The organism is Actinophytocola sp. (genome assembly GCF_036402745.1).
Lineage (GTDB): Bacteria > Actinomycetota > Actinomycetes > Mycobacteriales > Pseudonocardiaceae > Actinophytocola.
The window spans coordinates 18,304-40,935 of record NZ_DASWSJ010000245.1 but is presented as its reverse complement, the minus strand read 5'-3'; the positions used below and the strand labels follow the sequence as shown (position 1 = coordinate 40,935).

The window sequence follows — 22,632 nt, the reverse complement described above, 5'->3', positions numbered from 1 at the left end:
GGCGGCCCGCGGCCTGGCCCGTGCTCATGCGACCGACTACGAGACCGAGATCTGGTCCCCCGTCACCGTCACGGTCCGCGGGGGCAGGGGCTTCGAGGCCGGGCCCTTGGCGACCGAGCCGTCGGCGACCTTGAACTTGCTGCCGTGGCATGGGCAGTTGATCGTGCCGCCGGTGATCGTCGCGACCGTGCAGCCCTGGTGGGTGCACACCGCGGAGAACGCCTTGAACTCGCCGGTCTTCGGCTGGGTGACCACGACCCCGTCGGCCTCGAAGACCTTGCCGCCGCCCACCGGGATGTCGGCGGTCGACGCCAGGCCCGGCGGCGGCGCCGCGGCGGCCGCGCTGGTCTCGGTCTGCGGCTCGGTGGTCTGCGGCGTGGTCTGCGGCGCGTTCTGCGCCGGGCCGGTCGTGAGCTTGCCGTCGGCGGCGACCGACACCTCCTGGGCCGGCAGCGGCTTGGTCGCCGGACCGGCCTTCACCGCGCCGTCCTCGACGCCGAACTTGCTGCCGTGGCAGCCGCAGTTGATCGTGCCGTCCGCGACCTCGGCCACCACGCAGCCCTGGTGCGTGCACACCGCGGAGAAGCCCTTGAACTCCCCCTTCGCCGGCTGTGTCACGACGACCTTCTGCTCCTTGAACACCGTGCCGCCGCCGACCGGCACGGCCGAGGCCTCGCCGAGCACGACGCCGGTGTTCCCGACGGCCGGCGGCGCGTCGGTGGGCGGGGCGGCCCGCCCGCCGTACCGCGCGCAGCCGGCCGCCGCCCCGGCCAGCACCACGCCGCAGGCCACGGCCGTCCGCCGCGGCACCCCTGTGGCGATCCCGTCCACATTGGTCACAATGACACCCCGAACTCGGTGAAGAACCACAACGACGACGTCACCCACAGGCCGACGAGCGCGGTGAACACCACCCCGCCCACTACCGGGAGCACCCAGCCGGGCTTGTCCTCCCGGCTCAGCACCAGCATCTTGCACACGAAGATCCCGTAGAAGAAGCAGCCGAGCAGCGAGTGCAGCAGCACCCGCGTGTCGAACGCCTGGAACCCCAACGCGTACAGGCAATGCGCGGCCACCGGCAGCGACACCAGCACCGCGACCCGGCCGGACCAGCGGTGCAGGATCGCGGAGACCCGCCCGCCGCCCCGCGCGCCCGGCAGCCGGCCCCACATCGCGAGCGCCGACAGCAGCTGCACGATCACCAGCACGACCACGATCGACGCGAGCCAGGCCTTCGCGTGCAGGCCGCTGGAGAACCCGGCGAGGTTGAACGCCTGCCCGGTCCCCTCGTGCAGCCCGCCGTAGACCCCGATGGCGACCGCGACGAGCGAGCCGATCGCCAGCGCGACCAGCACGCCACGCATGCCGGTGCGCTGCTCCTCGGGCTCGGCCTCGAAGTCCCACGCGCCGGTGTCCCACCCCGTCGGCGGGCCGGCGTTGGCGCCGGGTACCCGCTGCGTCACGTCCGCGTCCGGCTCGGGCCCCGTAGGCCCGAAGTCGTGCGTACTCACGACACCCCCTCGCGGGCGCCCTGTGTCGTCGATTCGCTCGTAAGCTCGCTCATGTGGTGCTCTCCCTAGGCGGACCAACGGTCTAGCCGAACGTCGTGTCGCCGGCGACCTTCGCGGCCGCGATCCGGGTTCCGTTCAGCGTCACGGCACCCATGGCCGGGTCGAGCCTCGGCGCCGGCGCCGACCGGGCGCCGGAGGTCGAGATGCCGACCTGGGTGCCGTCGGGCAGCACGATCCAGCCGATTGTGGTGTCGCCGCCCTTGCCGCGGTAGAGGCCCGTCGGCGGTGGGGCGACCCCGATGGTGAACGGCAGGTCCTTGCCGCCGAACGTCACGGTGCCGGTGATGTTCTTGCCCTCCAGGCCCGCGACGAGGTGGCTCGACTGGTCCTTGGACGCGAGGTCGAGCTTGCCGGCCTGGGCGGTGCCGCGCAGCCAGGACTCGACGTTGGCGCCGTCGCACAGGTACCCGGCGGCCTCCGCCCCCTTCACCACGACGGCGATCGCCAGCGGGCTCGTCTTCGCCCTGCCCGCGTAGGCCACCTCGGCCGGGAACGCCGGCGGGGGTGGCGCCTCGGTCGTCGGCGGTGCCTCGCTGCTCGTCACCGGTGGCGCGGCCGGCGCTGCCGACTCCGACGCCGACGGCGGCGCCGTCTTCGTATTCGCCCCGGACGACTGCTCGGCGGTGTCGTTGCTCGCCACCACGAAGCCGCCGACCGAGTTGACGGTCATGAACCCGGCAAGTCCAACCACCACGACCACGGCGGTGACCACAGGCCCGCGTAGTGCCACGGCTCTCTCCTCCTCATGCGCGCTGAGCCGTCACCGGCTCGCCCACACACACGAGCGGGACGGCGAACCGGTTCACACCCCCGCGAGCGGGTTGCCCTTTCGGGCCGGCCGGACGTTGTGCCAGCGGTTGAACACGTTGTCCGGGTCGAGCTCGGCCTTGAGCGTGGCGAGCCGCTGGTAGTTCTCGACGCCGTAGCCCGCGACGACCCGGTCCTCGCCCTCGTCGCCGATGAAGTTGAGGTACACGTCGCCGGTCGCCCACTGGTGCATGTCGGCCCGGAGGTTGCGGGCCCACGCGCGGGCGCGGTCGTCGTCGGCCGGGTCGGCCCACAGGCCCAGCGGGTGGACCACCCACTTGTTGCCCCGGTCGAAGCCCGGCCACGCGGCGCCGCGGGCCACCGCGCCGCCCAGCGGCAGCAGGATGTGCTGCGAGGGCGAGGGGACGACCATGTCCTCGGCGCGCTCACAGAACCGGTCGAGCGCCTCGTCCGGCAGCGCGGTCAGGTGCTCGGCGGACCAGTGGTTGCGGTGCCCGGGCGGGGCGTCGAGCAGGCACTGGAAGTCGGCGTAGGGCATGTCGGTGACGAGCCGGCCCTCGGGAGCCATCGCCAGCAGCGGCGCGATGAGCTCGCGCAGCCGCGCCACCGGGCCGGTGTAGGTCACGAGCGCCGCGGAGCACAGCGTGCCGTGCAGGTGTTCGGGCACGAACTCCTCGGGCGGGCCGGTGATGAAGAACAGCCCGCCGCCGACCTCGTCGGGCGCGCCGGTGAGCAGCGAGTGGTACGCGCCCGCGACGCCGCGGCCCTGGTCGGCCGGCCACAGGAGCAGCGCGATCGAGAACTCGGGCAGCGGGTGCAGGCGGAAGGTGAACGCGGTGGCGATGCCGAAGTTGCCGCCGCCGCCGTGCAGGGCCCAGAACAGCTCCTGGTTCTCCTGCTCGTTCGCGGTGACCTCGCGGCCGTCGGCGGTGACGAGGTCGACCGAGATGAGGTTGTCGCAGGTGAGGCCGAACTTGCGCTCGAGCCAGCCGGAGCCGCCGCCGAGGGTCAGCCCGGCGACGCCGGTGGTGGACACCCGGCCGCCGGTGGTGGCGAGGCCGTGGGCCTGGGTCGCGCGGTCCAGCTCGGCCCAGATCGCGCCGCCCCCGACCCGCGCGGTGCCGAGCTCGGGGTCGACGGTGACGCCGTTGAGCCTGCGCAGGTCGATCACCAGCCCGCCGTCGGCGAGGGACGCGCCGGCGACGCTGTGCCCGCCGCTGCGGACGGCGACCTCGAGCCCGTTGTCCCGGGCGAAGGCGAGCGCGGCCCGGATGTCGGCCGTCGAGTCGCATTGGGCGATCACCTGCGGACGGGCGGTGACCATCGCGTTGAAAACCGCGCGAACGTCCTCGTAGTCGTTTTCCAGCGGCGTCACCACTCGGCCACCGAATTCCGTGCGCAGCGCGTCGATCGACGCCGGCTGGACCAGATTCCGTGTCATTCCGTATCTCCAAGCCCCCTGGCTCACCTGATGGAAGGGGGTCGTCTCCTTTCTCGGAATCGTTACGGAAACGGTCTGGGAAATGATTTCCCGACCGCGACACCTGTTCCGTCCGGAATTCGCCGGACAGCTCGCCACCGCGCGGCTGGGCTGGGTCACCTCGTCGCGCCCATGGCGGCCGCGCTCGCGGAAAGCTGTACCGGGCTTCCCCACGAGCAGGACCGGTGGTTCCGCTGACGGTGCCGTGCTACCGGGGTACCGGGTCCTCGCCGAGCAACTCGCGCACGCGCCGTAGGTCGTCCTCGCCCGCCGGGATCTGGAGGACGAACAGCAGGTCCGGGTACTCGACCGGGCGCAGCTGGTAGATGTCCAGGCCGACCCGGCCCGCGGCCGGGTGCTCGATCAGAACGGTCACCGGCTTGAAGTCGCGGATCGGGTACTCCGGCCACCAGGCGCGGAACTCCGGGCTCGCATCGTCCAAAGCGGACACCAGCTCGACGAACCGGGGATCCTTCGGGACCCGGCCGACCGCGGCGCGGAACTGGCTCAGCACCGACCGGGCGGCGGGCTCCCAGTGGACCATCCGGGCACGGTTCTCGGCGTCGGTGAACATCATCCACACGAGATTGCGCCGCGCCGGCGGCATCGCGCCCGGGTCGTGGCGCACCCGGAGGTAGGCCGTGTTCCACGCCAGGAAGTCGAGGTGGCAGTCGTAGACCACGGCGGGGTTCGGGGCGGCCGCGTCGACGAGGCGGCGCAGCCGGGGGTCGCCGCCGTCGGTGACGGTCTCCGCGCGGGGCGTGCTGAGTCCGGCCAGCGTGCGCAGGTACCGGTGCTGGTCGGGGTCGAGCCGCAGCGCGCGGGCGAGCGCGTCGACAACCTGGACCGACGCCATGATCGGGCGCCCCTGCTCCAGCCACGTGTACCAGGTGTCGGACACCCCGGCGAGCGCGGCGACCTCCTCGCGGCGCAGGCCCGGCGTCCGGCGGCGCTTCCCGTCGTCGCGCAGGCCGACGTCGGCGGGTTGCAGCCGCGCCCGCTGCGCGCGGAGGAACGCGGCCAGCTCGGTGCGGTCCATGACACCGTCCTCCTGGGTGGTGGTGTTCGCACCAGGCTAGAGCGGGCGCCGCTGGCTAGCGTCCACCTCATGACGGACACGGTTCTGGTGATCGGCGCGACGGGACAGCAGGGCGGCGCGACCGCCCGCGCGCTGCTTGCCCGTGGCCGCACGGTGCATGCTCTGGTCCGCGACCCCGGCCGGCCCGCGGCGGTCGACCTCGCGGCGGCGGGCGCGTCGCTGGTCGTCGGCGACCTCGACGAGCGGGAGTCGTTGCGGGCGGCCATGAGTGAGGTCGACGGCGTGTTCCTGGTGCTGTCGATGATGGCCGGGTCGCGGGTGTCCGCCGAGGGTGTCGCGGCGGAGGAGCGGCGGGGCAGGGCCGTCGCCGAGGTCGCCGCGGAGACCGGGGTCGGGCACCTCGTGTACAGCTCGGTCGCCGGCGCGGACCAGGGCACCGGCATCCCGCACGTGGAGAGCAAGGGCAAGGTCGAGGCGCACCTGCGGTCGCTGGGCGTGCCGGCGACGATCCTGCGACCGGTGTTCTTCATGGAGAACTTCGCCACGCACACCAAGCCGGCGCTCGTCGACGGCGAGCTGGTCGTGAGCCTGGCGCTGCGGCCGGACACGCCCCTGCAGCTGATCGCGATCCGGGACATCGGCGCGCTGGCCGCGCACGCGTTCGACGAGCCCGCCGAGCGGCCGGTGGTCATCGCCGGCGACTGCCTGACCGGGACGGAGATCGCCGACCGGTTCGCCAAGGCGAGCGGGACACCCGCGCGCTTCGAGCAGGTACCGCTGGACCGGGTGCGCGCGTTCGACCCGGAGGTGGCGCGGATGTTCGCGTGGTTCGACTCGCGGGCCGGCGAGCGGGCCGACCTCGCCGCCCTCCGCGCGCGGCACCCCGGACTTTCCACAATGGACACCTGGCTGGAGGAAGCGTGACGGACGGGCTGGTGCTGGCGCCGGGCGAGGGCGGGCTGATCACCGCGGCGGGGATGACGCTGAAGGTAGGCGCGGACGTGTCCGCGCGGTGGTCGGTGTTCGAGGCGAACGTGCAGCCGGGCTTCGACGTCGGCGCGCACCTGCACGGCGAGGTCGAGGAGCTGTTCTACGTCCTCGACGGCGAGCTGGACCTGCTGGCGTTCGAGCCGCGGGTGCGGACCTCGGGTGACTGGCAGCGCTGGGAGTCCGCGTCCGGCGCCAAGGTCGCGCGTGGCGGGCCCGGCAGCCTGATGTACGTGCCGGCCGGCTGCCCGCACGCCTTCGCGAACCCCGGCTCGACGCCGGCGCGGATGCTGTTCCTCGTCGCGCCGTCCGGGCACGAGGACTACCTGCGGGAGATGGGCGACCTGCTGGCCGGCGGCGGCCCGCCGGACCAGGCCGCGATCGCCGAGCTGCGGCGGCGCCACGACATCGAGCAGCTCACCCCGCTCGTTCCCGGCCGGTGAAAATGATCTGACCCGCAGGGCCCGGTCCCCGTAGGGTGGCCCGCATGTCGGCGGGGAAGGTGCTGGTGACCGGCAGTGCCGGGCACCTGGGTGAGGCGTTGGTCCGGGTCCTGCGCGCGGCGGGCCGTGCGGTGGTCGGGGTCGACGTGCTCGACTCGCCGTTCACCACGGTAGTCGGCTCGATCGCGGACCGGGACGTGGTGCGCGCGTGCCTGTCCGGGGTGTCGGCGGTGCTGCACCCGGCCACGCTGCACAAGCCGCACGTGGGCTCGCACGGCCGGCAGGCGTTCGTCGACACCAACGTGACGGGCACGCTTGCCCTGCTGGAGGAGTCGGTGGCGGCCGGGGTCGAGAGCGTCGTGTTCACGAGCACGACCAGCACCTTCGGCCGGGCGCTCACCCCGCGGGCGGGTGAGCCGGCGGCGTGGGTCACCGAGGACGTCGTGCCGATCCCGCGCAACGTCTACGGCGTCACGAAGACGGCCGCGGAGAACCTGTGCGAGCTCGTGCACCGCGACCACGGCCTGCCGGTGGTCGTGCTGCGCACCTCGCGGTTCTTCCCGGAGGCCGACGACCGCGCCGACGTCCGCACCGCGTATCCCGACGCCAACGTCAAGGCGAACGAGTACCTGTACCGCCGCGTGGACATCGCCGACGTGGTCGACGCCCATCTGCTCGCGCTCGCGCGGGCGCCGGCGCTGGGCTTCGACCGCCTCATCGTGAGCGCGACGACCCCGTTCGAGCGCGCGGACCTGCCGGACCTGCGCCGCGACGCGCCGGCCGTGGTGGCCCGCCGGTATCCCGACCAGCCGCGGGTGTACGCGAGCCGCGGCTGGCGGATGTTCCCCACGATCGACCGGGTCTACGTCAACACCCGCGCCCGCGACGTCCTGGGCTGGCGGCCGCGGTACGACTTCGGCCACGTGCTGAACGAAGTGGCCGCGGGCAAGGACTTCCGCAGCCCGCTGGCGGCGGAGATCGGCGCGAAGGGCTACCACGCGGAGTCGACGGGGCCGTACACCGTGAGGTAAGCCCTTGCCTGACGCTCGGGCGGCGCGCAGGATGGGTCTGTTCGCGACCAACGGAGGTCCTGCATGCGATTCCGGGGATTCCTGCTTGCCTTGGTGTTGCTGGTCAACCTCGTGCTCACGCTGCCCGCGGCGGCGACGACGAGCTCGGGGGCGTGGGTTGTCCACGAGGAGAGGCTCGGCGACCGGCTGGTCGAGCTGACCGTCCATTCCGACGCGGTGGGCCGGGACGTGGGGGTGCGGCTGCTGCTTCCGCCGGACTGGCAACGGTTCCCGCACCGGACGTGGCCCACCCTGTACCTGCTGCACGGTTGTTGCGACGGCGACACGGGCTTCCGGTCGTGGACCAACAACACCGACGTCACCGACCTGACCGCGCACACGAACGTGCTGATCGTGATGCCCGAGGCGGGTCCGGCCGGGTTCTACTCGGACTGGCTGTCCGGGCCGGCGTGGGAGACGTTCCACCTCACCGAGCTGCGCCGCCTCGTCGAGCGCCAGTACCGGTCCGGCCACGAGCGCGCGGTCGCCGGCCTGTCGATGGGTGGCTTCGGCGCGTTGTCCTACGCGGCACGGCATCCCGGCTTCTTCGAGGCGGCGGCGTCCTACAGTGGCGTCGTGCACCCGGCGTCGAGCCCCGACCTCGTGCAGGGCATCGTCGCCGGCACGGGCGCGGACCCGAACGCGCTGTGGGGCGACCCCGTGGCGCAGGCCGGGACGTGGGCCGCGCACAACCCGTACGACCTGGCGAGGCGGCTGCGCGGGATCCCGGTGTACCTGTCGACCGGCAACGGCCAGCCGGGCCCGCTCGACCCGCCGGGTGCGCGGCCCGACGGGCTGGAGCAGTTGCTGGGTGGGCAGTCGGAGGCGCTGGCGTCGCGGCTGCGGGCCGAGCACGTCCGCGTGACGACGGACTTCTACGGCCCGGGCCGGCACGCGTGGGCGTACTGGGAGCGGGCGCTGCATCGCTCGCTGCCGATGCTGGTGCGCGCGATCACCTGATCCCGCAGAGGGCCGCGACGGCGTCCGGGTCGGTCTCGTCGTGGTCGCCGAAGAGCCCACCGGCCCCGCGCACCGGCCTGCGCGGGGCCGCGTGGAGGTCCTCGACACCGGTCGCCGCGAGCACCCGCCGGGCGTTGTCCGCGCGGACGCCGCCGCACGCCATCACCTGGATCCGCCCGGCGGCCCGCTCGACCAGCTCCCTGATCAGCGGCGCCCCGTCGAGCACCGACCGCTCGCGCCCGGAGGTGAGCACCCGGGTGAACCCCGCCTCGATCGCCCGGTCGAGCGTGCGCCGGGAGTCCGCGCAGACATCGATGGCCCGGTGCAGCGTGGTCTGCATCCCTTGGGCCGCACCGAGGAACGGCACCGCCAGCTCCCCGTCCCCGTCGAGCGCCCCGACGACCACCCCGGCCACCCCACACTCCCGAGCGACCCCGATATCCCGCTCGATGACCCCCAGCTCGTCGGCGGTGTAGCGGAAGTCGCCGGGCCGGGGCCGGACGAGCACGTGCACCTCGATCCCCCCGGCCGCCGCGACCGCCGCCTCGACGAGCCCCCGGCTGGGCGTGAGCCCCCCGACCGCCGACCCCGCACACAGCTCGGCCCGGTCGGCCCCCGCCGCGACGGCGACCCGCACCCCGGCGACGGACTCGACACTGATCTCCACCCGCACGATCACGCACCGCCGCGCTGGTGGCGCCGCGCCGCCTCGGGGAACGGTCCGTCGGTGACGACCGGGCCGCCCTGCCCGTCGAACGTGACGACCTCGGCCGGCTCCGGCCCGGTCGGCGCCTGCATCTCGATCAGCTCGCCGTCGCCGACGAGCTTCTGGTCGAGCGCGCGGAACCGGTCATGATCGCCTCCTCACGCCTGGTATGCCCGCACCAGGTCCTCGACGGCCTTGGGGATGGTGGTCTCGAAGTCCAGCAGCTTGGCCCAGTCCGGCTCGACGGTGATCACGACCATCCGCGTGTACAGCGCGCGCACGCCCGCCTCCCAGCCCTCGAACGCCTCGGCCGGCACCAGCTTGCGCGACGCCTCGACGTACTCCTCCGGCACCCCGTCGACCAGCTCGAGCGTGGCCGCGCCGCGGACCAGCAGCACGTGCGGCGGGTAGCCCTCGGTGTCGATGGTGATCGCGACCCGCGGGTTCTTCCGCAGCGCCGCCACCTTCGCCGACGCCGGCACGGTGGCGATCACGAGCCGCGAACCGGTCCACCAGAAGCCGACCGGGACCACCCGCGGGTCGCCGTCGACGCCGACGTAGGCCAACCGCGCGGGGATCGACGAGCCCAGCAGCTCCTGCGAGATCGGCTTGGCCAGCACCGCGGCGACGTCTGCCTCGTTCATGTCGTTCTCCTCGTTGTCGGCGCCCATCGTGGCGCATTCGTGAGGTGGACGGAGCCGGCGACACCATCTCTACCTGCCGCGCTAACTTTTCCGGCTGTGACCTCGGCTGTGATCTCGGCTGTGATCTCCGTCGGCCGCGGGATGGGTGGCGCGGCCGGCGGTGTTGTGCCTTGCGTGCAGCAGACGGACGTCGTGGTGATCGGGGCCGGGCAGGCGGGCCTGTCCAGCGCGTACTTCCTGCGCAGGGCCGGGCTGGACTTCGCCGTGCTCGACGCCGACCCGGCGCCGGGCGGGGCGTGGCAGCACCGCTGGCCGACACTGCGGATGGCCACCGTGCACGGGATCTTCGACCTGCCGGGCATGCACTTCGACCCGCCGGCGCCCGAGGAGCAGGCCTCGGTCGCGGTGCCCGCGTACTTCGCCGCCTTCGAGCGCGAGTTCGGCCTCGACGTGCACCGCCCGGTGGCGGTCGACGCGGTCCGGTACGGGCCCGGGGACCGCCTCCTCGTCCACACCGACGCGGGCACGTGGTCCACCCGCGCGGTGATCAACGCGACCGGCACGTGGACCCGCCCGTTCTGGCCGCGCTACCCCGGCCAGTCGGAGTTCCTCGGCCGGCAGCTGCACACGGCCGACTACCGGGGGCCCGCCGAGCTCGCCGGCAAGCGCGTCGTCGTGGTCGGCGGCGGGACCTCGGCCGTGCAGCTGCTGATGGAGATCGGCGACACCGCCGACACGACCTGGGTGACGCGCCGGCCGCCGGTGTTCCGCGAGGAGCCGTTCACCGAGAACTACGGCCGCGAGATCATCGCCCGGGTCGACGAGCGGGTGCGGGCCGGGCTGCCGCCGCACAGCGTGGTCCGCGCGACCGAGCTGTCGCTCACCCCGGAGATCGTCGAGGCGCAGCGCCGCGGCATCCTCACCCGTCACCCGATGTTCGCCCGCATCACCCCGACCGGCGTCGCCTGGCCCGACGGCACCACGCTCGAGGCGGACGTGATCCTCTGGTGCACCGGCTGGCGGCCCGCGCTCGACCACCTCGCGCCACTGAAGCTCCGCACCCCCGGCGGCGGCATCGTCATGGACGGCACCCGCGTGGTCGCCGAGCCGCGGCTGCACCTCGTGGGCTACGGCCCGTCGGCCAGCACCGTGGGCGCCAACCGAGCGGGCCGCGCGGCGGTCCGCGAGCTGCGGGCGCTGCTGGACCCGGTCGCCGCGTAGCCCCCAGCGCCCGGCTCAGACCAGGAACGTGAACAGCGGGCTGTCCGGCGGTACGCGCTCGATCCGGTGTGGTGCCTGCGCCATCCGCTTCAGGATCGCCTCGAGGTTCTCCGGGTGGCCCAGCTCGATGCCCACCAGCGCCGGCCCCGTCTCGCGGTTGTTGCGCTTCACGTACTCGAACAGCGTGATGTCGTCGTCCGGCCCGAGCACGTCGTCGAGGAAGCGGCGCAGCGCGCCCGGCTCCTGCGGGAACTCGACGAGGAAGTAGTGCTTGCGCCCCTCGAAGATCAGCGCGCGCTCCACGATCTCCGCGTACCGGCTGACGTCGTTGTTGCCGCCGGACAGGATGCACACCACCGTGGCACCGGCGGGCAGGCCGAGGTCCTGCGCGAGCGCGGCCGAGGCCAGCGCGCCGGCGGGCTCGCTGATCACCCCGTCGGACTGGTACAGGTCCAGCATCTCCACGCAGATCTGGCCCTCCGGCACCGCGACGAGCATCGGCCGGGCGGCGAACGCGATCTCGAACGTGTGCTGGCCGACCGTGCGGACCGCGGCGCCGTCGACGAACGGGTCGAGGTGCTCCAGCGGCTCCGGCCGACCGCACGCGAACGCGTGCGCCATGCTCGCCGCACCCGCCGGCTCCGCGCCGATCACCCGCACGCCCGGACCCAGCCAGGCCAGCGTCCCGGCGAGCAGCCCGCCGCCGCCGACCGGCACCACCACCGCGTCCGGCACCCGGCCGAGCTGCGCCACGACCTCCTTGACCACGGTGCCCTGCCCGGCGATCGTGCGCGGGTCGTCGAACGCCGGGATCAGCGTGCTGCCCGAGGACGCCGCGAACGCGCGGGCGGCCGCCGCCGCGTCGTCGTAGGTGTCGCCCTCGACGACCACCTCGACGTGCCGGCCGCCGAGCCCCGCCACCCGGTCCCGCTTCTGCCGCGGCGTGGTCCGCGGCAGGTACACCCGGGCCCGCACGCCGAGCGCGGCACCCGCGAACGCCACGCCCTGCCCGTGGTTGCCCGCGCTCGCGCACACCACGCCACGCGAGCGCAGCTCCGGCGAGAGCCCGCTGAGGAAGTTGAACGCCCCGCGCCCCTTGTACGAGCGGACCGCGTTCAGGTCCTCGCGCTTGAGCCAGACGTCGAGGTCGTGCCGGGCGGAGAGCCGCTCGTTGCGCTGCAGCGGGCTCGGCGGGATCACGCCCGCGAACCGCTCCGCCGCCGCGTCGACCTCGGCCGCGCTCACCACACCGACCAGCCTCCTTGTCGTATGTTCGTCAGCATGAGCGATCCCGTGACCCCACCGGGTACCCACACGCCGCTGCTCGTGCTGGGCAAGATCGCGAAAATCCTCAACGCGTTCACGCTTCACCGACCGTCACTGACGCTCCGCGACCTCCAGCAGGCCACGGGCATCCCGGCCTCGACCGTCCAGCGGCTGGTCACCAACCTCGTCGCCGACGGCTTCCTCGACCGGACCGACGACCGGTTCCGGATCGGGGTCAAGATGGCGTGCTGGGCGGCGACCGCGGCCAAGGATCTGGACGTCCTCGACGTGGTCAACCCGGTCCTGAAGGACCTCCGCGACCTTACCGGGGAGACCGCCTGCTTCTTCCGGGCGGAGGGTCCGCACCGGGTGTGCATCGCGGTCGCCGAGACCCGGCACGCGCTGCGCCGGGAGATGTCGGTGGGCCGGATCGCGCCGGTCACGGTCGGCGCGTCGGGCCGGGTGCTGCTGGCGTGGGACCCGCACCTGGCCGACCAGGCGCTGGCCCACGAGCTGCCGCAGCTCACCGACAGCACGGTCACCGACCGCGACGAGCTGCGCAAGCTGATCAAGCAGACCGCGGCCGACGGGTACGCGATCACCGTCGGCGAGCGGGTCGACAGCGCGTCGGGCCTCGCCGCGCCGGTGTTCGACGCGGCGGCCGACCTGGTCGGCTCGGTCACCGTGCAGGGCCCGACCCTGCGGATGCCGTACGACCAGTGCGTCGAGTGGGTCGGCCTCGTGGTCGAGCACGCCGAGCGGATCACCCGCGCGCTCGGCGGCCGGTTCCCGCACTGACCCCCGCACGGGACCGCGGAGACGCTGGCGTGCGCGTCCTGGTTGGCCCGCAAGCGATTCGAGCCCCGGTGGCATGATCGGGCGATGATCCGGAGTCTTTCGCGCGTCATCGAGGCCGCGCCCGGGAAGCCCGTCCGGCCCGAAGCCGTGGCGTCGCAGGCGGCGGCGCGGGCGCTCGCCGAGGATCCGGGGTCCTGGTCCGGGGACGCGGCCCGCGAGGTGGTCCGCCGCTACACCGAGCTGGCGCCGGTATGGGACGGCGAGCGGGGCGGATACCGGCCCGTGCCGCTCACGGACGCGCTCGCGCGCGGTGGGCCGTGGCCGGCCGGGCTCTGCGTGGAGGTCGGCTGCGGGACGGGGCTGCTCACCCCGCGGCTGGCCGGCGTGTGGCCGGACGTCCTCTGCCTCGACCTCACCCAGGAGATGATCAGGCGCTCCACCGCGCCGCGGCGGGTCGTCGCGGACGCCGCGTGCCTTCCGGTCGGCGACCGCGCGGCCGCGGCCGTCGTGCTCGGGGACGCGCCGCTGTTCGCCGGCGAGGTCACCCGGGTGCTCGCGCGCGACGGCGTCGTCGTGTGGTCGAACGCGCTCGGCACCGACGCGCCGCACCACGTGCCCGTCGACACCGTGGCCACCGCGCTCGGCGACGCGGACGGGTCCGAATGGGACGCGGTCTCCGCCGAGGCCGGCTGGGGACTCTGGGCGGTCCTGCGCAGAACGTGAGCGCCGTTCGGTCGTTGAACAGTCATGGAACTGACCCGGAGGCTGACCCAGCAGGTCATCCTGCGGCTCGACGCGCTCACCGACGACCTGGTGCACGAGATCCTCGACGAGAACGCCGGCTACGTCGACGCGGAGCTGGTCTCGCCCGACGAGCTGCACCGGTCGTGCCGGGACAACCTCGAGCGCGTCCTCCAGATGCTCGGCGACATCGTCCCGCCCGGCATCGACCCGCTCGACGCCGCCGTCGTCACCGGCACCCGCCGGGCCGAGCGGCGCGCGCCGCTGGAGGCCGTACTCCGGTCCTTCCGCATCGGCGGCCGGGTCGTGTGGCGCTCGCTGGCCCAGGTGGCCAAGGAGGACGGCACGATCTGCTGGGACGACATGGTCGACGTCGCCGCGGCCGTGTGGACCGTCGTCGACGAGGCGTCCTCGGCCGTCGCGCGGGCCTACCGGCGCACGGAGCTGCAGCTGCGCAGGCTCGACGAGCACCGCAGGCTCACCCTGTTCGCGGACCTGCTGCGCGGCCGCGCCCGCGACGCCGCGTTCGCCGCGGAGGCCGCCGCCGAGCTGGACCTACCGCCGGACGGCGAGTACCTCGTGATCGTCACCGACCTGGCCCGGGACGGCGGCCCGGGCCTCGCCGCGGCCGAGGACATGCTCGCGGTCAGCGGCGTCCGCTCGATCTGGCAGCCGCACGCCCGGCAGACGGTCGGGCTCGTCGCGCTGGGCCACCACGAGCCGGACAAGCTGCTGGACCTCCTGCACGCGGCGATCCACGACCGGGTCGGCGTGAGCCCGCGGGCGCACGGGCTGGGCGAGGTCGGCACCGCGCACGAGCTGGCCGTCCTCGCGCTCCGCACGCTCCCCGCCGGCGAGCCCGCGACCGCCCGCCTGGACGACCGGCTGCCGTCGGCGCTGCTCGTGCGCTCCCCCGACCTGGCCGACCGACTCGTCGACGTGGTGCTCGGCCCGCTGCTGAGACTCCCCGAGGGCGAGCGGCAGGCGCTGCTGACGACCCTGTCCGCGTGGCTGCGCACGAACCGGTCCCCGGCCGCCGCGGCGGAGCGCCTTTACTGCCACCGCAACACGGTGATCAACCGGATGGCCAAGGTGGAGAGCCTGCTGGGCCGATCACTGGAGGACTTCGACACCGCGCTGACCGTGTCCTACGCGTTGATGGCCCTGGACCTACCGAACGGCGGCCACCGCAAACCGGACGACCCCGGCCACCCCACCTGACCCAGCCACCGCCCTGACCCGGCCACTCGGCTCCCGGCCTGACCGGGCCGTGGCCTCCGGCCCCGGTTTCCAGCCTACGGACGGGAACCGACGATTCCGGCCGGTCCGCCGCGGCCCTGTGGACAGCTCGGGACTCGCGGGGGCCCCCCGCGTTCCAGTCTATTCGGCGGCACCGACGGTTTCGGTCCGCGCGCGATGGCCTGTGGACAACCTGGCCGAGCGAGTGGCGGACCACCACGGCCACCCGGCACACCCCCCCACCCTGGCCCCACGCTGGCGCCCGCCCGAACGCGGACGCACACTGGCCAGGTGCTCATCGTGGACGCCGAGGTCGCCGGGCGAACCGGCGTCGGCGTGCGCGTGGCCGATGGGCGGGTCGTCGCGTCCGGGGCCGGCCTGCGTCCGGTCGGCGGCGAGTCGGTGCTGGAGGCCCACGGGGGTGCGCTCCTGCCCGGCCTCCACGACCACCACGTCCACCTGCGGGCCATGGCCGGCGCGCTCGCGTCCGTGCCGGTGGGGCCGCCGGTCGTGCGGGACCGGTCCGGCCTCGTGGCCGCGCTGCTGTCGGCCTCCGCAGGGCTGTCGGCGGGCGAGTGGGTGCGGGCGGTCGGGTACCACGAGTCCGTGGCCGGGCCGCTGACCCGGGTCGAGCTGGACGCGGTGGTCGCCGACCGGCCGGTGCGGGTGCAGCATCGCAGCGGGGTGTTGTGGATGCTCAACTCCCTTGCCCTGCAAGCGGTCGACGCGGCCGGGTCCGGGCTGTCGGGGGTCGAGCGGGACGACCTCGGCCGGCCGACGGGACGGCTGTTCCGCCTCGACAGCTGGCTCGCGTCCCGGCTGCCGAGGGTCGCGATGTCCCTGGCCGCGGTGGGCGACCGGGCCGCCGCCGCCGGCATCACGGGGTTCACCGAGGCCACCTCGGACCTCACCCAGTCCGATGTGGACTTCCTCGCGTCCGGTGGGCTGCCGCAGCGGGTGCACTGCATGGCGCCGCCCGGCGTGGTGAGCGACCGGCTGCCGCTGGGCCCGGTGAAGGTCCTCCTCGACGACTCCTCGCTCCCGTCGGTCGGCGTGCTGGCCGCCCGGTTCTACGCCGCGCACACCGCGGGCCGGCCGGTCGCCGTGCACTGCATGACGGTGGTCGAGCTCGTCGCGACGCTGTCCGCGCTCGCCGAGGCCGGCTCGGTTCCCGGCGACCGCATCGAGCACGGCGCGGTGATCCCCGCCGACCTGATCCCCCGGCTGCGCTCGCTCGTCGTCGTCACCCAGCCGGGCTTCATCGCCGAGCGCGGCGACACCTACCTCGCCGAGGTCGACGGCCGGGACATCGCCGACCTGTGGCGGCTGCGGTCGCTGCTCGACGCCGGCGTGCCGGTGGCCGGGAGCACGGACGCGCCGTTCGGCCACTTCGACCCGTGGGCCGCGATCGCCGCGGCCACCTCCCGGCGCACGACCTCCGGCGTGGTCGTGGGACCCGACGAGCGGCTGGACCCGGAGCGCGCGCTCGGGTTGTTCCTCGGCCACGCCTCGGCGCCGGCCCGGCCCCGCGCCGTCGAGGTGGGCGCGCCCGCCGACCTCTGCCTGCTGGCGGTGCCGCTGGCCGAGGGCCTGCGCATCCTGGACGCGACGATGGTGGCGGCGACCGTGGTGGCCGGGCGAGTAGTACACAGCAACTGACCGGGCGGTGACACGCTCGTTGTTTCAGTGGAAACTGAAATGACTGGCAACTCGTCCCGGGGAGCTGGCATGGCACGCAGGCCACCCGCGGCGCGGACCGCGTTCGGGCCCATGATCATCGCGGCGGTGGAGCGGTTCGAGCCCGCCGGGCGGCGGATCCTCGACGACCCGCTCGCGATCCGGTTCCTCCCGCCGCCGCTCGCCCTGCTGGTCCGGGCCTGCCGCTGGCACGTGCTGCGCGACCGCCTGGTCCGCACGACCGAGCGCAAGGCCGCCGGCCTCTGGGGCGGCGTGCTCTGCCGCAAGCGCTACGCCGACGACCAGGTCGCGGCCGCGGTCGACGCGGGCATCGACCAGCTCGTCGTGCTGGGCGCGGGGATGGACACGCGGGCCTCTCGCACGACCGGCGTCACCGCGTACGAGGTGGACCTGCCGGCCAACCTCGCGGCCAAGCGGGCCGCGGGCCAGGTCCGGCTCGTGCCCATCGACCTCGAGACCGGCGACCTGCTGGAAGCGTTGGCCGCCAAGGGGTTCCGGCTCGACCGGCCGGCGATGTTCACCTGGGAGGCGGTGACCCAGTACCTCACCGAGGACGGCGTCCGGCGCACGCTGGCCGTCCTCGCGAAGGCCGCGCCCGGCAGCCGGCTGGTCCTCACCTACGTCCGGCGCGACTTCCTCGACGGCACGAACCGCTACGGGGCCGACGGCGCCTACGCGGACTTCGTCGAGCGGCAGCGCCTGTGGCACTTCGGCCTCGCGCCGGAGGAGGTGGGCCCGCTGCTCGCCGAGTACGGCTGGACCGAGCGCGAGCAGCTGGGCGCCGCCGAGTACCGGCGCCGCTACGTCGAGCCGGCCGGCCGCGACCTCGCGGTGTCGGAGATCGAGCGGTTCGTCGGCGCCGCGAAGGGCTGACGAGTTGCGCGATAGATACCGAGTATGCATACTCAGTATCCATGTCCATCAAGTACGGCCTGCTGGCACTGCTGGAACGCGCGCCCATGTACGGCTACCAGCTCAGATCCGAGTTCGAGCGCTCCACGGGCGCTACCTGGCCACTCAACATCGGCCAGGTCTACACAACCCTGTCCCGGCTGCAGCGCGACGGCCTGGTGGCCGAGACCGGCGAGGCCGACGAGCAGGGCAAGGTCGTCTACCAGCTCACCGACGACGGTCGCGGCGACCTCGTGCGCTGGTTCACCACCCCGATCACCCAGGACGCCCGGCCCCGCGACGAGCTCGCGATCAAGATCGCGCTCGCGGTGACGACACCGGGCGTCGACCCGCGGTCGGTCGTCCAGGCCCAGCGCACCGCCACCTTGCGCCACCTCCAGGAGCTCACCCGGCTCAAGGCGACCGCCGATGAGCAGGCGGACCTGGCCTGGCTGCTGGTGCTCGACTCGATGGTCTTCCGGGCGGAGGCCGAGGTGCGCTGGCTCGACCACTCCGAGACCCGGCTGGCCCGGTTCGCGCCACGACCGGCAAACCCCGCGAAGGCCACGGAGACGGCCGAACCCCGGACGGAGGTCACCCGGTGACCGACTACGCACTCGAGCTGCGCGGCGTCACCCGCGTACACGGCGCCGGCCCCACCGCGGTCGACGCCCTGCACGGGGTGAGCTTCGGCGTCCGGCCCGGCGAGCTCGTCGCCGTCATGGGCCCGTCCGGGTCCGGCAAGTCCACGCTCCTGCACCTGGCCGGCGGGCTCGACAGCCCGACCGAGGGCGCGGTCATGGTCGAGGGCATCCGGCTCGGCGAGCAGACCCGCGCGGGCCTCGCCGCCCTGCGCAGGCGCAGCATCGGCTACGTCTTCCAGGACCTCAACCTCATCCCCGCGCTCACCGCCCGGGAGAACGTGGCGCTGCCCCGCGAGCTCGACGGCGTCCGGGCCAGGACCGCCATGGGCGAGGCGATGACCGCGCTGGCGGAGGTCGGCGTCGACGACCTCGCCGACCGGTTCCCCGACGAGATGTCCGGCGGCCAGCAGCAGCGGGTGGCGATCGCGCGCGCACTGGTCGGCCAGCGCCGGTTGCTGCTCGCCGACGAGCCCACCGGCGCGCTCGACTCGCACACGGGCGAGGCGGTGCTCCGGGTCATCCGCGCCCGCTGCGACGCGGGCGCGGCCGGCCTGCTGGTCACTCACGAGGCCCGGCACGCCGCGTGGGCCGACCAGATCGTCTTCCTGCGCGACGGCCGCGTGGTCGACGAGACCGGCACCGCGCCGGCGGTCGACAGCCTCCTCGAGGGCGCTTCGTGAGCGGCTGGCGGCCCGCGCTGCGGATAGCCCGGCGGTCGGTGCGGCGGCAGCTCGGGCGGTCGGTCCTCATCGCCAGCCTCATCGCGGTGCCGATCGCGGGTGCCACGGTGATGGACGGGCTGTTGCGCACGATGAGGGGCCCGGAGTACCGGGTACAGGGGACGATGGGCTCGGCCGACGGCATCGCCGAGGTCACCGACCGGTTGTCGCTGCCCGGCCGGCTCCCGGGCACCTACCCGCAGCCGTCGTCGAAGGACCCCGAGCGGGACCCGAGGGACGTCGACCTCGCCGCGCTGCTGCCGCCCGGCTCGCGCGCCGTGCCCGACGTCGAGGGCTACTCCTTGCGCCTGGCGCAGGGCGACCGGATCGTCCGCACGGAGCTGAACCTGGTCACCGTCGGCGACCCGCTGACCGACCACGTGGTGCGGCTCGCCGCGGGCCGGTTGCCGCACGGGCCGGGCGAGGCCCTGGTGACCGAGTCGCTGGCCGGCCGGCTGGGCCTCCTCGACGGCGGCGACCTGCGGCCCGGCGCCACCGTCACCGCGCAGAACGGGCCGACCGTCGCGGTCACCGGCCTCGCCGTCCACCCGAAGGCGCTGGGCCTGGAGACCGTGGTGGCGCCCCCGGGGTCCGCGCTCACCCGCAGCGCCAAGGGATACGGCGAGGCGCAGCGGCGCTACCTCGTCGACCTGCCGGACGGCACCGATCCGGCCACGGTCTGGCCGGGGCTCGCCGAGCACGGCGTCCTGTTCGACCCGCGCGACCTGTACCTGAACCCGGAGCGCTACCCGGGCCAGCAGGTGGTCTCCGGCGGCGACTTCGTGGAGACGGCCGGGCCGGTCGCGCTGGTCGTCGGCTTCGGGGTGCTCGAGGTGGTGCTGCTGGCGGGTGCCGCGTTCGCCGTCGGTGCCCGCCGGCAGGTCCGCGACCTCGGGCTGATCGGCGCCAACGGCGGCAGCGCCGCGCACGTGCGGCGCACGGTGCTCGCCCAGGGCCTCTTCCTCGGGATGCTCGGCGCGCTCGGCGGGCTCACCCTCGGCGTGCTGGCGACCGTCCTCGCCGAGCCGCTGTGGGAACGGCTCACCGGCAAGCTGATCGACGGCTGGACCTTCGGCTGGCCCGAGCTGCTGCTCGCCGGCGGGATCGGCCTGCTGTCCGGGCTCGCGGCGGCGCTGGTGCCGGCGATCGGGGTGGCGCGGATGCGGCCGGTGGACGCGCTGGCGCAACGGTTCCGCAGCACCCGGCTGCGCACCCGGCTGCCGGTGCTCGGGGTGGTCCTCCTGGGGGTGGGCATCGCGGGCGTCGTCCTGTCCGGCCTGGTGGCGCGGCATTCCATCGCCGACTACGTCGCCGCGATGGCCGAGGGCGGGGCCCAGTACGTCCCGAGCCCCGACCTGATGCTCCCGACGGCCGGGGTGCTGCTCGCCGGGCTCGTCGCGATCGTCGGCGTCATCACGGTCACCTCGGGCCTGCTCGGCACGCTGGCCCGGATCGGCGGGCGACTGCCGCTGTCGGGACGGCTGGCCGTGCGCGACGCGGGGCGCCACCGGCACCGGACCGTGCCGGCGATCGCGGCGATCATGATCGTGGTGACCGGCTCGGTCACCCTCGCGTTCACCTTCGCCGCGGCCGGCGCCGAGGACTTCGTGACCATCCCGGACAACACCGTGCTGGTGACGTCCGACCCGGCGCTCGAGACCAACGGCTCCACCGCCGACGCGGTGCGCGCCGACCTCGTCGCGGGGAGCAAGGACGTGGCGGGCGAGCTGCCCGGCGCGAAGGTGCGCGAGGTCCCGGTCCTGTTCGTCGGCGAGGAGCCGGTTTACGTCGGCACGGCGGACGAGACCTGCGGCTACGTCTCGGGTGAGGTCGGCGTGGCCACCCCGGAGGTGCTGGAGGTCGCCACCGGCGGCAAGCCGGACGCGGCGATGCGGGCGGCGCTCGGCGCGGGCAAGGTCGTGACGCTCGACGACTGCCTCATCGGCGCCGACGGCACCGCGCACGCGCTGTCCGGTGTGGACGGTGTGGCCCCGGTCGGGCTGCCCGGGTACCGCGGCCACCGGCCCGAGGGCACCAGCTACTACGCGCTGCCGGGTGCGTTCGTGTCGGCGGAGAAAGCGGCGGCGCTCGGCTGGCGGACCGTGGTGCGCACCACCGCCGTCACGCATTCCGCGACGGCGACCCGGGACGAGATCGACGCGGCCATCGCCGCCGCGGAGGACAACGGTCTCAGCACGCAGGTCCAGAGCAACAACGACGCGGAGATCAGCGCGGCGAGCCTGGGGCTGGCGGCGGGTGCCGGGCTGGTGACGTTGCTGGGCGTGGGCGTCACGGTGGCGCTGTCGGCCGCGGAGAGCCGGGCCGACCTCGCGACGCTCGCGGCCATCGGCGCGCAGCCGCGGCGGCGGCGCACGCTGGCCGGCGCGCAAGCGTTTGTCCTCAGTGGACTGGGCACGGCGCTCGGGGTGGCCGTTGGCGGGTTGCTCGGGTACGCGGTGGTGCCGCTCACCGGCCAGGACGCGATGGTCGTGCCGTGGCAGAACCTGGCGGTCACCGTGGCCGTCGTGCCGCTGCTCGCGGTCGCCGTGGCGATGCTCATCACCAGGGCGAACCTGCCGATGGTGCGGCGAGTGGAGTAACCGGTGTGCGCCGGCCGGCCCAGTTTCGCCCGGGGCCGGCCGGCTCGCCGTTCAGCGAGGCGCCTCCCGTCGTGAAACCATTGTGGGACGAGGAGGTCGCCATGACGGACAGGAGCCTCAGTCCACTGTGGAGAGTCGGCCGTTCGGTCGCGATCGTCGTCGTGGCTGTGGTCGCCCTGCTCTGGCTGGTCAGCCGGATACCGAACCTCAACCCGTTCGCCGAACGGACCCAGGACCGCAGCCAGCCTGCGCTGCTCCAGTCGGTCCGGGACCTCAGCCAGTACCACGCGGCGGTCGGCGACTTCCAGGTCATCGTCGACCTCGAGCACGACGTCGCGTGGGTGCCGGATGTGCTGGCGGGCAACAGGACCCTGTTCGTGGCCGCGGGCTCGGTCAGCTCCTACGTCGACTTCGGCGGCCTCGAGGACAAGGCGCTGACCGTCGACACCCAGAAGAAGACCGTCCAGGTGCGGCTGCCGGAACCCAAGCTGGCCAAGCCGAACATCGACCAGGAGCGGACGTACCTGTACTCGCAGGAGCGCGGCGTGTGGGACCGGGTGAAGGCCCTGTTCAACCCGCCGGACCAACAGGAGTTCTACGTCCTCGCCGAGCACAAGATCGCCGACGCCGCGAAGAAGGCCGGCCTCACCGACCGCGCGAAACGCAACACCCGCACGATGCTCACCGGAATGTTCCAGTCGCTGGGCTACAAGGCCGAGTTCCCCGCCGACAAGACCTAGCACCTGCCGGGAAGGCGGCCCGGCGTCCACCGCCGAGCCGCGCGCCCGTCCGGCTAAGGCCTGTCTCGTAGATCATCGGGTGAAGTCCCGCGCCGACCACCGGAACCTCAGGGACCGTGACGACACCCAACCACCACCCATCCCGACACCCACACCATTCACCGGGACGCACGCACACTGTAAATCCCGGGGAGGCGGACCAGCTGTCTCGTAGATCATCGGGTGAAATCCAGCACCGACCACCGGAACCTCAGGGGACCGTGACGGCACCCAACCACCACCCACCCCGATACCCACACCATCCGCCGGGACGCAACGCACACTTGTAATCCCGGGGAGGCGGACTAGTCATGCGCCGACCACCGGAACCTCAAGGGACCGTGACGACACCCAGCCACCACCCACCT

The 22,632-nt window shown here is 73.9% G+C and carries 23 protein-coding genes; 14 read left to right on the top strand and 9 right to left on the bottom strand.

Annotated features, from left to right (window positions below):
* Positions 1 to 36 precede the first annotated feature (36 nt).
* The 5 genes from VGD70_RS23180 to VGD70_RS23160 form a co-directional block, all read right to left on the bottom strand.
* Entirely contained in the window at positions 37 to 840 is an 804-nt protein-coding gene (locus VGD70_RS23180; RefSeq protein WP_331084694.1) for a Rieske (2Fe-2S) protein, read from the bottom strand.
* Entirely contained in the window at positions 837 to 1,511 is a 675-nt protein-coding gene (locus VGD70_RS23175) for a DUF6529 family protein (RefSeq protein ID WP_331084692.1), read from the bottom strand. The genes VGD70_RS23180 and VGD70_RS23175 overlap by 4 nt, the downstream gene beginning before the upstream one ends.
* Before the next feature lie 82 nt (positions 1,512 to 1,593).
* A complete protein-coding gene (locus VGD70_RS23170; RefSeq protein WP_331084690.1) occupies positions 1,594 to 2,301 on the bottom strand; it encodes a hypothetical protein in 708 nt (235 codons plus the stop codon).
* A 72-nt stretch (positions 2,302 to 2,373) separates the two neighbouring features.
* Positions 2,374 to 3,780: an FAD-binding oxidoreductase gene (locus VGD70_RS23165; protein WP_331084688.1), complete on the bottom strand. Its 1,407-nt coding sequence runs from the start codon at positions 3,778 to 3,780 to the stop codon at positions 2,374 to 2,376.
* Positions 3,781 to 4,027: 247 nt separating this feature from the next.
* Positions 4,028 to 4,858: a helix-turn-helix transcriptional regulator gene (locus VGD70_RS23160; protein WP_331084686.1), complete on the bottom strand. Its 831-nt coding sequence runs from the start codon at positions 4,856 to 4,858 to the stop codon at positions 4,028 to 4,030.
* 69 nt (positions 4,859 to 4,927) lie between these two features.
* Between VGD70_RS23160 and VGD70_RS23155 the strand changes: the two genes are divergently transcribed.
* The 4 genes from VGD70_RS23155 to VGD70_RS23140 all read left to right on the top strand — a co-directional run bounded on the left by VGD70_RS23155 (position 4,928) and on the right by VGD70_RS23140 (position 8,318).
* The gene (locus VGD70_RS23155) at positions 4,928 to 5,782 is read left to right on the top strand and encodes an NmrA/HSCARG family protein (RefSeq protein ID WP_331084684.1); all 855 of its coding nucleotides are present in this window, start codon (positions 4,928 to 4,930) and stop codon (positions 5,780 to 5,782) included.
* Entirely contained in the window at positions 5,779 to 6,288 is a 510-nt protein-coding gene (locus VGD70_RS23150; protein WP_331084682.1) for a cupin domain-containing protein, read from the top strand. Before VGD70_RS23155 ends, VGD70_RS23150 begins: the two co-directional genes overlap by 4 nt.
* 44 nt (positions 6,289 to 6,332) lie before the next feature.
* A complete protein-coding gene (locus VGD70_RS23145; protein ID WP_331084680.1) occupies positions 6,333 to 7,319 on the top strand; it encodes an NAD(P)-dependent oxidoreductase in 987 nt (328 codons plus the stop codon).
* Positions 7,320 to 7,382: 63 nt separating this feature from the next.
* On the top strand, positions 7,383 to 8,318 hold the full coding sequence (locus VGD70_RS23140; RefSeq protein WP_331084678.1) for an alpha/beta hydrolase family protein: 936 nt from the start codon (positions 7,383 to 7,385) through the stop codon (positions 8,316 to 8,318).
* On the opposite strand, the gene VGD70_RS23135 is transcribed toward VGD70_RS23140, so the two are convergent.
* The 3 genes from VGD70_RS23135 to VGD70_RS23125 form a co-directional block, all read right to left on the bottom strand.
* Complete coding sequence (locus VGD70_RS23135; protein WP_331084676.1) at positions 8,311 to 8,991, bottom strand: copper homeostasis protein CutC; 681 nt, start codon at positions 8,989 to 8,991, stop codon at positions 8,311 to 8,313. The genes VGD70_RS23140 and VGD70_RS23135 overlap by 8 nt on opposite strands.
* A 2-nt stretch (positions 8,992 to 8,993) precedes the next feature.
* Entirely contained in the window at positions 8,994 to 9,116 is a 123-nt protein-coding gene (locus VGD70_RS23130; RefSeq protein WP_331084674.1) for a hypothetical protein, read from the bottom strand.
* Positions 9,117 to 9,182: 66 nt separating this feature from the next.
* A complete protein-coding gene (locus VGD70_RS23125) occupies positions 9,183 to 9,668 on the bottom strand; it encodes a pyridoxamine 5'-phosphate oxidase family protein (protein ID WP_331084672.1) in 486 nt (161 codons plus the stop codon).
* 141 nt (positions 9,669 to 9,809) lie between these two features.
* Here VGD70_RS23125 and VGD70_RS23120 point away from each other — a divergent pair, with 141 nt between their 5' ends.
* Positions 9,810 to 10,889, top strand: coding sequence for an FAD-dependent oxidoreductase (locus VGD70_RS23120; protein WP_414638033.1), 1,080 nt, complete (start codon positions 9,810 to 9,812; stop codon positions 10,887 to 10,889).
* A gap of 15 nt (positions 10,890 to 10,904) precedes the next feature.
* On the opposite strand, the gene ilvA is transcribed toward VGD70_RS23120, so the two are convergent.
* Positions 10,905 to 12,134: a threonine ammonia-lyase IlvA gene (gene ilvA, locus VGD70_RS23115; RefSeq protein ID WP_331084669.1), complete on the bottom strand. Its 1,230-nt coding sequence runs from the start codon at positions 12,132 to 12,134 to the stop codon at positions 10,905 to 10,907.
* Between the two features lie 36 nt (positions 12,135 to 12,170).
* Here ilvA and VGD70_RS23110 point away from each other — a divergent pair, with 36 nt between their 5' ends.
* The 9 genes from VGD70_RS23110 to VGD70_RS23070 all read left to right on the top strand — a co-directional run bounded on the left by VGD70_RS23110 (position 12,171) and on the right by VGD70_RS23070 (position 22,225).
* Positions 12,171 to 12,953: an IclR family transcriptional regulator gene (locus VGD70_RS23110; protein WP_331084667.1), complete on the top strand. Its 783-nt coding sequence runs from the start codon at positions 12,171 to 12,173 to the stop codon at positions 12,951 to 12,953.
* Between the two features lie 84 nt (positions 12,954 to 13,037).
* Positions 13,038 to 13,676 (top strand): methyltransferase domain-containing protein, encoded by a 639-nt coding sequence (locus tag VGD70_RS23105; RefSeq protein ID WP_331084665.1) that lies wholly within the window; start codon positions 13,038 to 13,040, stop codon positions 13,674 to 13,676.
* A 24-nt stretch (positions 13,677 to 13,700) separates the two neighbouring features.
* Positions 13,701 to 14,915 (top strand): helix-turn-helix domain-containing protein, encoded by a 1,215-nt coding sequence (locus VGD70_RS23100; protein ID WP_331084663.1) that lies wholly within the window; start codon positions 13,701 to 13,703, stop codon positions 14,913 to 14,915.
* A gap of 309 nt (positions 14,916 to 15,224) precedes the next feature.
* Positions 15,225 to 16,592, top strand: coding sequence for an amidohydrolase family protein (locus tag VGD70_RS23095; RefSeq protein WP_331084661.1), 1,368 nt, complete (start codon positions 15,225 to 15,227; stop codon positions 16,590 to 16,592).
* Positions 16,593 to 16,661: 69 nt separating this feature from the next.
* Positions 16,662 to 17,504: an SAM-dependent methyltransferase gene (locus VGD70_RS23090; protein ID WP_331084659.1), complete on the top strand. Its 843-nt coding sequence runs from the start codon at positions 16,662 to 16,664 to the stop codon at positions 17,502 to 17,504.
* Between the two features lie 41 nt (positions 17,505 to 17,545).
* Entirely contained in the window at positions 17,546 to 18,127 is a 582-nt protein-coding gene (locus tag VGD70_RS23085; RefSeq protein WP_331084657.1) for a PadR family transcriptional regulator, read from the top strand.
* Positions 18,124 to 18,846 carry an ABC transporter ATP-binding protein gene (locus tag VGD70_RS23080; RefSeq protein WP_331084655.1) on the top strand — a complete coding sequence of 241 codons (723 nt, stop codon included), beginning with the start codon at positions 18,124 to 18,126 and terminating at the stop codon, positions 18,844 to 18,846. Before VGD70_RS23085 ends, VGD70_RS23080 begins: the two co-directional genes overlap by 4 nt.
* Positions 18,843 to 21,485 carry an ABC transporter permease gene (locus VGD70_RS23075; RefSeq protein ID WP_331084653.1) on the top strand — a complete coding sequence of 881 codons (2,643 nt, stop codon included), beginning with the start codon at positions 18,843 to 18,845 and terminating at the stop codon, positions 21,483 to 21,485. The genes VGD70_RS23080 and VGD70_RS23075 overlap by 4 nt, the downstream gene beginning before the upstream one ends.
* Before the next feature lie 101 nt (positions 21,486 to 21,586).
* Positions 21,587 to 22,225, top strand: coding sequence for a DUF4230 domain-containing protein (locus VGD70_RS23070; RefSeq protein ID WP_331084651.1), 639 nt, complete (start codon positions 21,587 to 21,589; stop codon positions 22,223 to 22,225).
* Positions 22,226 to 22,632 lie beyond the last annotated feature (407 nt).